Source organism: Pseudomonas sp. B13(2017) (assembly GCF_002113245.1).
GTDB lineage: Bacteria > Pseudomonadota > Gammaproteobacteria > Pseudomonadales > Pseudomonadaceae > Aquipseudomonas > Aquipseudomonas putida_Z.
Genome location: NZ_NEJX01000004.1, coordinates 278415 through 291932, shown reverse-complemented (window position 1 = coordinate 291932; position 13518 = coordinate 278415). Strand labels below are relative to the sequence as shown.

Sequence of the window (13518 nt, the reverse complement as noted above, 5' to 3'; positions counted from 1 at the left end):
GGGCGTAATCGGGTCGTCAGGTTCAGGCGTTGGAAGGGGTGGCCAGGGTCAGTTCAGCCAAGGTGCGCAGTTCGCCCAGCAAGCGTCGGACATAGGCCACCTGATTGTTCGCCCAGCGGTGTTCGTCGGCCAGCATGCGCTCGAGCGAATAGCCTTTCGGGAGCGGCGTTTCGCTCATCTCCCGGTAAGCAATGAATGGATCGGCCGCTTCAAGGCTCTGGCGGAAGGCCGGGGCCACGTAGTGATTTTCCTGCTCGAGAATGAACGCGATCACCTGTGGGGTTGCTTCACCCAGCATCAATAGTTCGAACAGCATGCGGGCGCTGGGCAGGTCGTCTTCGTCGCTGCCTTGCAATACGCCGTAATGGCCGAAGCCGTTTTGTTCGGGGACGATGCGTACGCCCTTCAGGTGAGCCTGGCGGATGTGCGGCGCCAGGTTGTGAAGGGCCTGCAGGGGCTGTTCGCAGGCATTGATCATGTTGCCGAAGTCGAACAGGGCATGCAGGCGAGGGTGGTTGAGACGGTTGAGCAACTGCGCGATTTCGCTGCTCTTGAGTTCTTCATGCTGCTCGAAGTCAAAGTAAAGATCGTTGGCGTCGGCCTGTTGCGCGAGGTAATGCAGGTCGGTCTCGATCACGTCCATCACCCGCGACAGCGTGCCCTCGTAGCGTGAATAGACACGGATGTTGCGCACCCCCAGGGCCTTGGCGATGGCGATCACCTGGTCGACATCCTTTTTCAGCGTGCTGCTGATTTCCAGGTGCACATCCAGCCCCAGCGCCTTGGCCTTGCTGGCAAACGCCTGGAGCTGCTCTGGCGACATCTGGCTCAGGCTGTTTTCCTCGCCGTCGAGCAAGTGCAGGCTCAGGCCTTGCAGCTCGTGGCGATAGGCGAAGTCCAGCAGGTCGGCGGGGGTGACACGACCGTGGGTGAGGTTGGTCAGTAGCGGATAGGCGTGGGCAAACAGGCGCAATTGCCCGAGACGCTCAAGCAACCGCTTGGCCAGTGCTTCGGTCAGCACTGGAGCAGCTACCTGTTCGACCACCTTGTGGCTCAGCAAGGCGTTGAATCGTTCCTGGATCTTGTTGTTCATTAGAGTCGTTCCTGGTTCAGACTCCGGGTCTACCGGCGCAGCCTTTATCGCGCCAGTCAGGAACTCTCGATAGATCCATTATCAACTAATTGATAAGACCACTTGCCTCGCATCAAGTGGCTGGCGGAAGGTAACCCAGCGTGCGCAAGGCCTGGGCCAGCTCCTCGACACGCTCCCGGGCCTGCTTTTCAGGCGTACCGGCAAAGCCGATCAAAAGCGCAGGCGGCAGGTCATGCTTGATGCGGTAGTCGCTCAAGGCATAGGTGTGAATGTTGTGTCGGGCCAGTTGCCGGGCGATGTCAGTGTCACTGAGTTCGGGGGGCAGCCAGGCGATCAGGTGCATGCCGGCATCCGTTGGAGTGATCCTGAAAAAGCTGCCGATCTGCTGTTCAAGTTGTTCGATCAATGCCTGCTGGCGCGCCTTGTACAGTGCACGCATGCGGCGGATGTGCCCCAGGAAGTGGCCTTCGCTCATGAAGTCCGCCGTTGTGGCCTGAAGCAGCGTGGGCGGGCTGCGATCCATGACCGCGCGCAGGGTGCAGAAGGGCTCGACCAGAGCCTGCGGCAGAATCACGTAACCCAGTCGCAGTGACGGAAAGAGCACTTTGCTGAACGTGCCGACGTAGATCACCCGGGCCATCTGGTCCAAGGCATACAGTGCCGGGAGAAGTCGACCACTGTAGCGAAACTCGCTGTCGCAATCGTCCTCGATGATCCAGCTCTGATGCTGCGCAGCCCAGTCGATGAGTGCCTGGCGCCGCACATAACTCAGGGTGACACCCAAAGGATGCTGACGCGAAGGCGTACAAAATACCAGGCGCGCATCAGGGCACTCGGCAAGGCCTTGCTGGACATCGATCCCCTGTTCGTCAATACGCAACGGAATGATCTTGGCCCCCTGGGCTTGCAACGCAATTCGCGCGGCGATGTGCCCAGGGTCTTCCATCCAGACACTGTCCTGCGGATTGAGCAGCAGCATGCCCAGCAGGTTGAACGCTTGCTGCGCGCCGGAAACGATCACCACTTGCTCGGCATTGCAGTCGATACCTCGCGCATCGAAGACGTATTCGGCAATCGCTGTGCGAAACGCCTGCAAGCCTTGCAACTCGCCATAACCCAGAATCGCCTTGGTCGGCTTGAGCAAATGACGGTTCATCAGGCGCCGCCAGATGGCTTGTGGAAATTCTTCATAGGTGCTGTGACTGGGCAGGAAGGAGGTCGGCGTCGCGGGATCCCAGTCGGCATAGGACACCCCGCGAAAATGATCGCTACGCAGCGACAGCATCGACTGGCTCAGTTCGGACAGGCGCGGTGGCTGGCGCGGTTGCTCGTCCTCGATACGCCGGCTTTCCCACTCAGTACCGACATACGTACCTGCACCCGTGCGCGAGGCCAGGAAACCTTCGGCAATCAACTGATCGAAAGCATTGAGGATGGTGATCCGCGACAGCCCCAACTCGATGCTCAAGGTCCGGGTCGACGGCAGGCGCACGCCCTCCTGAATTCTGCCGTTGAGTATCTGTTTGCGAATCTGCAGATACAGCTGGCGGTACAGGGGTATGGCACTGGCACGGTCCAGTTCGATAGCCGACAGCAGCAAACCTGTGGGGGATTTCATGACATGCTCGTCTGGTGAAATGGGACTTGACCTGGAAACCGTCAGGCGACGGGGCTTTCAGGGTAGCGAGCGATACCCGATAAGTCATCCGTCCGGCTTTGATGTCTGGCGCAGCGTCCGTTTTGGGTCGAAAGCAGACACTGGCGAATGTCCGCTTTCGACCCATAGCGGTCCTTCGCCGAGGTCGGCAATCGGCCAAAAGCGGTCACTGCATCTCTTTTATGAAACTAGGGAGTTTCAGTCACGGGTATCGAGTACACAGGGCGCCCCCAAGTCCTTTTCCCTACAACTCCTAGCTGCATTGGCAAAGCATTCAGTGACTATTCTCTGCTTGCTCGATTGGCTGATGATCGCTTTCTAACGAAGCCCAGAGGGACTGGGCTGATTCTCCATAGCGGTCAATATGATCGAGCATCAGGAATTAATTCAACTATTCCAGATCATTAAGCGATTAATTATTGCCGTCATTTCTGTAGATAGCTCCGGTCTAAATGATAAATTCTCCTTGGAGAAGGCCTCACTGAACTTTACCGCCTTATGATGTTTATCAGTGAATTCGGCAGCCCGGGAAAGATTGTTATTTTTTAGATAGTCCTGAATGTACTCATACTCGCCGATTTCAGGCAAGTCAGACTTTTCATAAACCGATTCAAAACATTCCCTTGGAATATAATTTTCAATTTCTCGACAACGGGTAACCCATACATACCCACGATCACTAGCAACGCTTGAAAGAAGCTCTGTTACTCTGTTCTTCAATTTTCCATTTTTACTACTTCTATCGCTATCGCACGCAAATATAAAATTTCTATTTATTTTTACAGCGCTAACCGCTTCCTGCAAATCCGCTTCTGGAGTACTAGCGTCTATGTGAGCTAGCACGCTACCGCCATAGTAAATAAATTGATAATGATGACCCTCCTTGTAAGTCCCCTCACCCCACAATTCAATAAACTTATTCAAATAGATTCTATCTGATGGCCCTTCTACCCAGATGATGCCATTTGCCTGGAGTATGTCACTGGCTTTGGCACCTAGATCGTCTAGAACGGAATAGCCGCGATTTAGGTCATCCAAAATCAGGCCAAGAACCTCGCCATTCTGCTTTTTCACATGGAGAATTTGCGCATCATTTTCACCATGGAAAAGGTCAATTGCGACCTGCGAGTGCGTTGTCAAAAAAATATGACAATTTTTTGACTGCGCATAATCCAGTAAAAATGAAAACAAATTCCTTTGCAACGAAGGATGCAAATTATTTTCCAGCTCTTCAAATGAGAAGATATAACTTGCGATGTCTTTTTTCTCAAAATCCGGGCGCACCAAGAGATTAAGTAATGTTAATATAATAGTCTTCAGCCCGCTGCCTGATGCTGAAAGCGGAACAAGACCCTTCCCTTCCTCGCCAAGATAAATCTCCCACGTATTACTATCGGAATGATGCTGAACGACTATCTCTGAAAATACAGCATCAGGCGTAAAAATTACATTTAGCGCCGTAAGTAATCTGACCTGAATCAAGTCTCTATCAAGATGCGAGCTATTTATATAGCTCTGAATAATATTTGTGGCTCCCTCGCCATTGCTTTTCAGTGTAAACTCACGTGCATATTGTTCCTTAACAAGGTCCCTATCCGCATCAAGCGGAACATGTCGATAATTTCTATGTTTACTGGTTGCTACAGCGCGGCTAATCCGCGAAATTTCACCGGGTAACAAACTTGCATCGTACCCCTCAATCATGAGGACTTCTACATCTCTTCCCGACTCCTTCCATATAACACGTTTACCTATAAAATTCTGGCCATGTCCCCGCCAGTGGTTATTAGGTAAGTCGCCCCCCGTTGTACTGCTACTAAAATGTGGCCGTAATTCGGTCTCGGTTAATATTTCTCCAAATTCGATGTTTTTCCCTATTTCATTTTCGACTCCGCGCTCCCTAAACATATGATCCACGGCGGCAATAAGACTTGACTTGCCTATATTATTTTTGCCAACTATCACATTTACTGGCTTGATCGTCAAAAAGCCAGCTCCGTCCTGTTTAAAGCCTCTATAATTCCGCACCCAAAAACTAGTATGAATAGTCAAGTTCTACCTAGCCTATATTTGAGGTTAAAGTGACAGACTGGAAACATCTATCAGTATACTGTCGCTCAATGAACGACTGCTCTCGGCCGTAAGCTGTCAGTGGTGAAGGGCAGCTTTGGGTCGATTTCTGCCGTTCAAGGCGAAGTCGGGCTCTGGTCAAATCCGATGCAAGCAACTGATCAAGTCGAATGCAAATGGATTGTCAAGTCAATGCAATTACGCAGGCCGCCTCATTACTGAGCTGGCCGCTATGTCAGCATCTCACCCAAGCGTCGAAACCAGCCCCGAACTTCTCCGACTGGATCTCGCTCATCTAGCATCGCCGCAGTCATGCGAGGGAAGGCCTGTTGAGCAAGCTTCCTTTTTGCATTGGAATCTTTTAGAGGCTTGCCATTACCCGAATGAGCGACGAAAGCCTCACCAAAAACCTTGGGTGTGGATTTGCCCTCCACAGGGTGATCGGTGACCTCGACCTCGAATCCAAACGCGAGCGAGATAGCGTCTTTGTGCAGGTAGCTTTCAATCTCGTGTTTACTGGTAACTACTGCCCATGAGCCGTTTTGCCGTTCGTTCACCTTCTTAGCAGATTCGGCATAGTCAGGCACATCCCCGTCATAAATATGCACTTCACGCTTGTTGAGACCCCGGAGGTAATGCTGATTAACCCAGTGCTCCAATGTGCCCCCGCCAAGGACAACGAAAGCGACGCGTTCATCAGACATCAGGTTTGGCAGTGTTGCATCGGCTTGATATAGCGCACTGGACAAAGCTTTCAAGGCTAAGACGTCGGTGGGGCCTTCGACGCAGATTAACACCTGGACTCGGCTGTCAGGGGTCACGCCAAGAGCTTCCGCGACTTGGCCGAATGCATCGACACCTGATTGGATCAACGGCCTCTTAGTCTCAGCATGGCGTGAGACGTATCGGATGCTTTCCTGGGGGAGCGCCGAGGCGAATCCGGGACTGTGCGTGGTTAGAAGTACTTGGCAGCCAGAATCCTCCGACAGCGTTTTGAATGAATCGATAAGGATGCGTTGGTTGTTCGGATGTTGCGCTGTCTCAGGCTCCTCAACAGCGTAAATGATGCTGCGCTTGGTACTAGTCTTGAGACGACGCTCTGCCTCAGCTTTGAAAAAGCTCACCAACACTAGGCGCCGTACACCGCTACCTCGTTTATTCAAGGGAATACCGTCATCGGTGTTCAAGCCGAGAGAAAACAAGCTCTGCCATTTTGCGGGGGTGGGTGGGGTAAATTCGGGAGTCAGCTCACTGGCAAGATTCGGATCGATGGTGGCCAGTGCGGCATGCGTATTCTTGGCAATTTCCTCCGCCTTCTCGCGCACTTTTGCTTGTATGCGCGCGATATCTTCCTGGACCTCGGCAATAGCAGCAGCGACAGCCGCTTTCATTGGACTCTGAACCTCGTTGTCGGAGTCGCGACTGCTTCTATCACTTTGGAATAGAGCGAACATAGGCAGATGTGGCTCGATCTGCTCCCAGATTCGCTTCACGTCTTCTTTGGGCTTGCTAACGGGAATAGCTGTTTCTTGGAGCATAAGATCGTCGGTGGCGTTCCAGATGGCGCGTCTCATGCCGGGATTTCCCTTCAGAGCGACTTCGATTCCTTGATCTTTGACGATTTTCTGAAGTTCTTTCTCTTTGAGTTCTAGCAAATTGCTGCACGAAGCTGCGCTGGGATGGTTCGCGATCACCAGAACTTCTGCGGATGGCTTTTTACTTTTGCAATCGAAAGTTTTTCGGATCTTCAATCGCCCATCTTGAGCCAACAGGTATTCGCTCGCCAAGGAGGTCTCAGCGCCTGCGTCCAACGTCAACGTGGATGGAAGCTCCGAAAACTCACATGTGATTGAGACGGTTTTGTCGGGGTTGTGAACGTGTGCGTCACCTTGTTCCATGAACACAAGGTCCCCGTTGAAAAATATTTCCAAGGCTTCCAAGATGGTCGATTTACCGATGTCATTCCGCCCTACGAATGTCGTCAAATCATCGAATTCGACCCGTACTTCTTCCCTGTAGCAGCGGAAGTTAACGACGCTGATTGCTTCCAAGCGCATTCTGGCGCTCCCCTTGAGCATGTCTCGATTGCTGGACTGGCTGCGCATCGATGATGCCTCGGAGCGCTAGGTAGAGCAACGGGAATGAGCGAGTGGCATTTGAGGGAGGTAGCGCGCTTCTACACAAGGGCGTACCCAGTCAACGCCGCGTATGCTGGTCCAGATAAGAAACCCATGCATGGGCGAAGGGCATGGATCCGCAGACGATAAAAACGGCCAGCACGGCAGTATTTCGGACGTGTAGAAATCAGAGGATGCTTTTGGCCGGGTGCTGCCTGTAGTGAGAGGCAGCAATCGGCCAATAGTTGTCCTCAGAGAATGACAGCTATGGGTCGATAGACGCTATTCGCGGTCGATCGCTTTTGGCCCAAAGCGGACGCTAAAGGATAACTGGTTTCGTAAGCGCGACGCCGTCCCTGTGGGAGCGGGTTTACCCGCGAAATGGCCGGTGCAGGCGACACAACATGATGATCACTGCTGATTGGCCAGCAGGTGATGAGTGAGAGGCGCCAACGGAAGTGTTACTGCACATTCCCTTCGCTTGAAACGCTTCCCTGACACCGGTAGTCTTTGCCCGCTGCTGTAAGTCCAGCGGCCGGGTTTGGTCACCCGCAATCATCAAGGCGCACAAGCGCCCGCTCTGCGATACAGTTGGCGCTTTTTTGTGCCCGCTGTTTCGTTTTATGGCGGCTGTGCGTGGGGCGCCTCCGTGCGCGCCGGTTTCCTTGATTCCCGGTTGACCAACCCGCGTACAGTCGCCACCCATTCGTTTGGTCACGTTGTGTGGCGGCTCCAGTGAATCAAGGAGCGACACAATGACAAAAGGCTTACCCGATCCTCCCGTACGCGCCACCACGGCGTCCTCCAGTTTCTCCACGTGCGAATGCAGCCATCCACCGTTGTTTGCCGTGCGTTCTGGGGTGGACTACGAAGATGCGCTGGTGCATCTGTCCACGCTGCTCAAAGGCGCGTTTGCGACCAATCTCAAGGCACTGGAGCTGGCCAAGGGAACCTGTCGTGATCTGTTGTTGAGCAATGACCATGGGCTGGATTCGGCCAAGGCGGTGGTGGAGGCGTTGCTGGATGGGGTGGAGAGACAGCAACTGGTTGGGCGGAAGACGGTACCGGGTGTCTGACGAGCGTTTGGGCTTTGTTGGACTCAAGCGGCAGCCGTGATTGACCTCGAGGGCCTCTTCGCGGGTGAACCCGCTCCCACAGGTACAGCGCCAACTCGAAGCCAGCGCAGTACCTGTGGGAGCGGGCGCGCCCGCGGAGCAGACGACGCGGTGGATGGCACCGGCTTTGCCGGTGTTCGCGGGCATGCCCGCTCCCACAGGTTCAGCGTCAACTCGAAGCCCGCGCAGTATCTGTGGGAGCGGGCGCGCCCGCGAAGCAGACGACGCGGTGGATGGCACCGGCTTTGCCGGTGTTCGCGGGCATGCCCGCTCCCACAGTTTCAGCGTCAACTCGAAGCCCGCGCAGTATCTGTTTGAGCGGGCGCGCCCGCGAAGCAGACGACGCGGTGGATGGCACCGGCTTTGCCGGTGTTCGCGGGCATGCCCGCTCCCACAGGTTCAGCGTCAACTCGAAGCCCGCGCAGTACCTGTGGGAGCGGGCGCGCCCGCGAAGCAGACGACGCGGTGGATGGCACCGGCTGTGCCGGTGTTCGCGGGTAAACCCGCTCCCACAATGATCGCTGTTGGGCAAAGCGACAGCTATGGGTCGTTATCCGCGGTACGCACCAGAACGGTTATCCAACCTGGCGGTCGTTCATCGCTGGCAGCCCCCCCGCGCTGAACTGACCATAGCCCCGGATCAGGCTGTAGGTTGCCTTTCGCCCAACCACCGATCGTCAGCTCCATCGACCTCCAAAGCTGCTGCCCGGTCAACCGGGAGACCCTAGGCCGCGATGGTGAACCAATGGACGTCTTTGCTGACAATGAAATGTCGACCCGCAGTGATGTGGTCGGGCAACTGATCGTGGCGTTTTCCCTGATTCTGCTGTTGGCCTTGTTGCTGGGGCTGTTCTCCCTCTACCGCCTCGCCGGGGCGCTGGATGCTCGAGAAGTGGAGCAAAGCCGCTTCTATGCTCAATCCGCCATGGCCCAGCTGCAGAAGAACGACAGGACGTTCCTGCTGACCCATGCCAACTGGCAGGCCGCCTATGATCATTTGGGCGGGCAGGTCGACGCACATTGGGCATACGACGAGGACAACGTCGGCGCCACGCTTTATACCTCCGATGGATACGAAGGCGTATATGTGCTCGATGACGACGGTACGCGGTACGCAATACTGGACGGTAAGCTCAGCCAGCAGGGCCTGGAGCAGCATACCGTCAGTGCCGGCAAGATCCTGCTGGAGGCTCGGCAAGCAGCGCAGCACGATCAGGCGTCTTCAGGCTATCTGGTCTTTCGTGGCCAGCCGGCGGTGTATGTCGCTGCACTGATCCGCCCGCAGACCCAGCCGGCCCGCCCGCCGGGACCAACTGCGATGTTGGTGTTTATTCGGGTTCTATCGCCACAGGTGCTCTTGCCGCTGGGCCAGGCGGCGGGGCTGTCCGGCCTGGCCGTGGGCGATTCGGCCGATCAGCGCCAAGGGCGCGGTGCCCTGCCACTCGAAGGCAGCGGCCACACCTTGACATGGGATATACCGCAGCCCGGCACCGAACTGATCCACACGGTAATCGCGCCCTTGGCTATCGCCGTTCTATTCATCGCACTGAGCATGGCATTGTTTGCACGCTATGCGATCCGCGCCAGCAGCAGGATCGATCGCAGCCACCGTGCTCTGGTGACTTCCAGGGTTGCCCTGCAATCAAGTGAAGAGCGCTTCAAGGCAGTGGCCGAAGCTGCCTCGGACTGGATCTGGGAAACGGATGTGCTCCTTCGCCTGACCTACCTTTCGGACCGGTTCACCGAACTCACCGGGCACCCCGTCGAAGCCTGGAGACAGCGCCCGATTACCGAGTTGCTGTCGTGTGATACCAGCAACCTCCGGACCTCGCTGCACAGCCTGGCCGCGACAGGCTCTTCCGGCACGCTGCGCTGCCAGTACCAGGACCATCTAGGCCAGCAGCGTATCTGCAGGATCGCATCTCGCGCGATCGTGGCCGAGGGCGTGTGTACCGGCTTTCGTGGCACGTGCAGCGACATCACCGACGAAGTCGCCGCCCATGCCCAGATTCAGCACCTCTCCTTGCACGACGCCCTGACCGGCCTGCCGAATCGCAACAAGCTGTTCCGTTTCCTCGAACAATCAGCCCCTGGCGCTGAGCTACCCAAGGTGGCGCTGCTGATGCTCGATCTGGACAACTTCAAGCCAATCAACGACAGCCTTGGGCATCCGGCCGGCGACGCGGTGCTGCTCGAGGTAGCGAGCCGCCTCGGTCAAGTTACCCGCGACAGTGATCTGGTCGCCCGTCTGGGAGGCGATGAGTTCATCGTCGTGCTGACCCGGCCAGGCGATCACCAGGACATGGACCGATTCTGCATGCGCGTGATCGAGGCGATCAAACGCCCCATTCAGGTCGAAGGGCATGTCGTGCAAGTGGGGGTAAGCCTGGGTGTAGTGCTGTCGGCCGAGTACCCCGGTACGCCGAGCGACCTGATCCGGCACGCCGACGTGGCCCTTTACAGCGCCAAGCAGGCGGGCAAGAACACCTGGCGCTTCTTTTCGGCACAGATGAACGCAGCATTGATGGAGAAGCGTGTGCTGGAAAGCGAGCTGCGCGAGGGCATACCGCGTGGCGAGCTGGTGCTGCATTTTCAGCCGCGCTTCAAGGTCGATGGGGTCTCGATCGCATCGGCCGAAGCCCTGGTGCGCTGGCAACACCCGCGCCTGGGCTTGCTCCGCCCGGATCGTTTCATCCCGCTTGCCGAAGAGTCCGACCTGATCGTGCTGCTTGGCAACTGGGTGTTGCAGGAAGCCTGTATCAAGGCGCGGGGCTGGCCGCAGGCGGTGATGGTCTCGGTCAACATGTCGCCGGCCCAGTTCAGCCGCAGCGATGTGGTCCGCGACGTCGGCAACGCGTTGCGCGCCACCGGGCTGCCAGCCCACCGCCTGGAGCTGGAAATTACCGAGAACGTCATGCTCAACGATGTTGAAGGCGCACTGCACACCATGCTTGCACTGAAGGAGCTGGGCGTGCGCCTGAACATGGACGACTTCGGGACCGGTTACTCCTCGCTGGGCTACCTGCGTACCTACCCGTTCGACAGCATCAAGATCGACAAGCGCTTCGTGCAGCACCTGGGCAAGAGCGGCAGCGACCGTAGCGTGGTCCAGGCCATCATCAACCTTGGCAATGCAATGGGCATGACGGTGACTGCCGAAGGTGTCGAGACCGCCGAGCAACTGGCCTTGCTCAGCGATGACCAATGCCATGAAGTACAAGGCTTCCTGCTCAGCAAACCGCTGGAAAACGAGGCACTGATGGGGATGATGAAAGACCAGGTGTCGTTAGCGCAATGACGCCTCGCAGAGGAGGGTAGTTTCATTCGGATGCAAACGACGGCCGTTCCGCGAACCATGCCACCGCCAGGTCCTTGAACGCCTCAGCCGAAGGCGTCAGCGGATAGCGCTGATCATGCGCCAGCACGATGCTGTGCGTTGGCAATTTCTCCTCGGTCGGCCGACACACCAGCGCTTGGCCATCATAGCTGCGGTCACCAAATGGTCGGGTGTAGATCAGCGCCACGCCAAACCCGTTGGCGACCAGGCTACGCTGCATCTCGAAGGTGCGCACGCGGTGCACAGCGGCGGGCGAAAGATCGTAGAAGCTGAACAGGTCCAGCACATGCTGCCAGCTGTGGACCTGATCGGTGACTACCAGGGTGTATTCGGATAGCGCTTTGAGGCTGACGCGCGACTCTTTGGCCAACGGGTGATCGGCAGCCAGCAGTACCTGAGCGGTCAGCTGGCACAGCTGGGTGCATTGAGTGTTCGGCGGCAGACCCAGATCGTAGGTGATCGCCAGCTCTATCGCGCCCTCACTCAGCCGCTTGCCCACGTAATCGAAGCTGCCTTCGCGCATATCGACCGTGACCCTCGGGCAGGACTCCTGCATCCGGCGCACGATCTGTGGCAGGCAATAGGGCGCCAGGTCTTCAAAACACCCGACCACCAACTCTCCGACACACTCTCCCGCATTGGCATTGATCTCGGCAAAGGTCCGAGCCTCGCTCAGAACGCGCCGGGCCTGGACCATGACGGTACGCCCGAACGGGGTCAGCGATATGCCGAGGCCACGTTGGCGCACGAAAATCGATTGGCCCAGCACCTCTTCCAATTCGCTGATGGCCGCCGAAATGGAGGGCTGCGAAACATGAAGCTCCATGGCGGCAGTCGTCAGGTTCCCGTGCTTGGCCGCTGCGAGCGCGTAGCGCAGTTGTCGCAGTGTGAACTTCATAGGTTTTTCCGTTGTGATACATCAGGACATATTATTTTATCCTTTTTTGAGGTTGTGAAATATTTCCTCTGTGCAGTGGCCACCGATCACAGGTGCCACGCCGATGCCGATTGCAAGGCTGATCAGCCAGTTTGGCGACCCTCTTTGGGCCGGATGCCCTCGACTACTGCAATCCATGTTCTTGTTTGGGAGCGTCACAATGAAAATTACAAAGGCTCTGCTGACCACGACACTATCTTTCGGGCTGCTGGCGGCCGCTGGTGCCAGCCAGGCGGCCGGCTGGTGCGAGTCTGGCAAACCGGTGAAATTCGCCGGATTGAACTGGGAAAGCGGGATGCTGCTCACGGACGTGATGCAGTTCGTGCTGAAAAATGGTTATGGCTGTGAAACCGACAGCCTGCCGGGCAACTCCATCTCCATGGAAAACGCCCTGAGCAGCAACGACATTCAGGTGTTTGCCGAAGAGTGGGTAGGGCGCAGCGAGGTCTGGAACAAGGCTGCCGCTGCCGGCAAGGTCGTTGGCGTCGGCGCGCCGGTCGTTGGCGCAGTCGAAGGCTGGTATGTGCCGCGTTACGTGATCGAAGGCGACCCCAAGCGCAAACTCGAAGCCAAGGCACCGAACCTCAAGACCATCGCCGATCTTGGGCAATACGCCCAGGTATTCAAGGACCCGGAAGAGCCGGACAAGGGGCGCTTCTACAATTGCCCGGCCGGCTGGACCTGCGAGCTGGACAACAGCGAGATGCTCAAGCACTACGGCCTGGAAAGCAGCTACACCAACTTCCGCCCGGGCACCGGCCCGGCACTGGAGGCTGCCGTGCTGTCGAGCTACAAGCGTGGCGAGCCGATCCTGTTCTACTACTGGTCGCCGACGCCGCTGATGGGCCTGGTCGACCTGGTCAAGCTGGACGAGAAGCCAGGCGTGGATAAATCCCTGACCATCAAAGTGGGCCTGTCGAAGGCCTTCCACGAGCAGGCGCCGGAACTGGTGGCGGTGCTGGAAAAGGTCAATCTGCCGATCGACCTGCTGAACCAGAACCTGGCGCGCATGAGCAAAGATCGCATCGAGTCGCCGGAACTGGCCAAGTTGTTCCTCAAGGAGCACCCCGAGGTCTGGCACAGCTGGGTCAGCGAAGACGCAGCCAAAAAGGTGGACGCGGCACTCTGAGCGTGTGGGCTCGTCCGGCTCCTGCCGGACAAGGCACGCGACAGTCCGTTTCATGCACTTGCT

At 56.9% G+C, this 13518-nt stretch carries 8 protein-coding genes; 3 read left to right on the top strand and 5 right to left on the bottom strand.

Features of this window, described 5'->3' with window-relative positions; genetic code table 11:
* Window positions 1-22 precede the first annotated feature (22 nt).
* The 4 genes from CAG44_RS08455 to CAG44_RS08440 all read right to left on the bottom strand — a co-directional run bounded on the left by CAG44_RS08455 (window position 23) and on the right by CAG44_RS08440 (window position 6925).
* Window positions 23-1093 (bottom strand): sugar phosphate isomerase/epimerase, encoded by a 1071-nt coding sequence (locus tag CAG44_RS08455; RefSeq protein ID WP_085691907.1) that lies wholly within the window; start codon window positions 1091-1093, stop codon window positions 23-25.
* Between the two features lie 112 nt (window positions 1094-1205).
* Window positions 1206-2711 (bottom strand): PLP-dependent aminotransferase family protein, encoded by a 1506-nt coding sequence (locus CAG44_RS08450; protein ID WP_085691906.1) that lies wholly within the window; start codon window positions 2709-2711, stop codon window positions 1206-1208.
* A 426-nt stretch (window positions 2712-3137) separates the two neighbouring features.
* Complete coding sequence (locus CAG44_RS08445) at window positions 3138-4778, bottom strand: ATP-dependent endonuclease (protein WP_371916860.1); 1641 nt, start codon at window positions 4776-4778, stop codon at window positions 3138-3140.
* A 272-nt stretch (window positions 4779-5050) separates the two neighbouring features.
* Complete coding sequence (locus tag CAG44_RS08440) at window positions 5051-6925, bottom strand: ATP-binding protein (protein ID WP_256575239.1); 1875 nt, start codon at window positions 6923-6925, stop codon at window positions 5051-5053.
* Window positions 6926-7776: 851 nt separating this feature from the next.
* On the opposite strand from CAG44_RS08440, the gene CAG44_RS08435 reads away from it, so the two are divergent.
* Window positions 7777-8013 (top strand): hypothetical protein, encoded by a 237-nt coding sequence (locus tag CAG44_RS08435; protein WP_015270586.1) that lies wholly within the window; start codon window positions 7777-7779, stop codon window positions 8011-8013.
* Window positions 8014-8797: 784 nt separating this feature from the next.
* The gene (locus CAG44_RS08420) at window positions 8798-11350 is read left to right on the top strand and encodes an EAL domain-containing protein (RefSeq protein WP_085691902.1); all 2553 of its coding nucleotides are present in this window, start codon (window positions 8798-8800) and stop codon (window positions 11348-11350) included.
* A gap of 22 nt (window positions 11351-11372) precedes the next feature.
* Here CAG44_RS08420 and CAG44_RS08415 read toward each other — a convergent pair whose 3' ends face one another.
* Window positions 11373-12287 carry a LysR family transcriptional regulator gene (locus tag CAG44_RS08415; RefSeq protein ID WP_054572910.1) on the bottom strand — a complete coding sequence of 305 codons (915 nt, stop codon included), beginning with the start codon at window positions 12285-12287 and terminating at the stop codon, window positions 11373-11375.
* Window positions 12288-12486: 199 nt separating this feature from the next.
* On the opposite strand from CAG44_RS08415, the gene CAG44_RS08410 reads away from it, so the two are divergent.
* Window positions 12487-13455, top strand: coding sequence for an ABC transporter substrate-binding protein (locus tag CAG44_RS08410; protein ID WP_085691901.1), 969 nt, complete (start codon window positions 12487-12489; stop codon window positions 13453-13455).
* Window positions 13456-13518 lie beyond the last annotated feature (63 nt).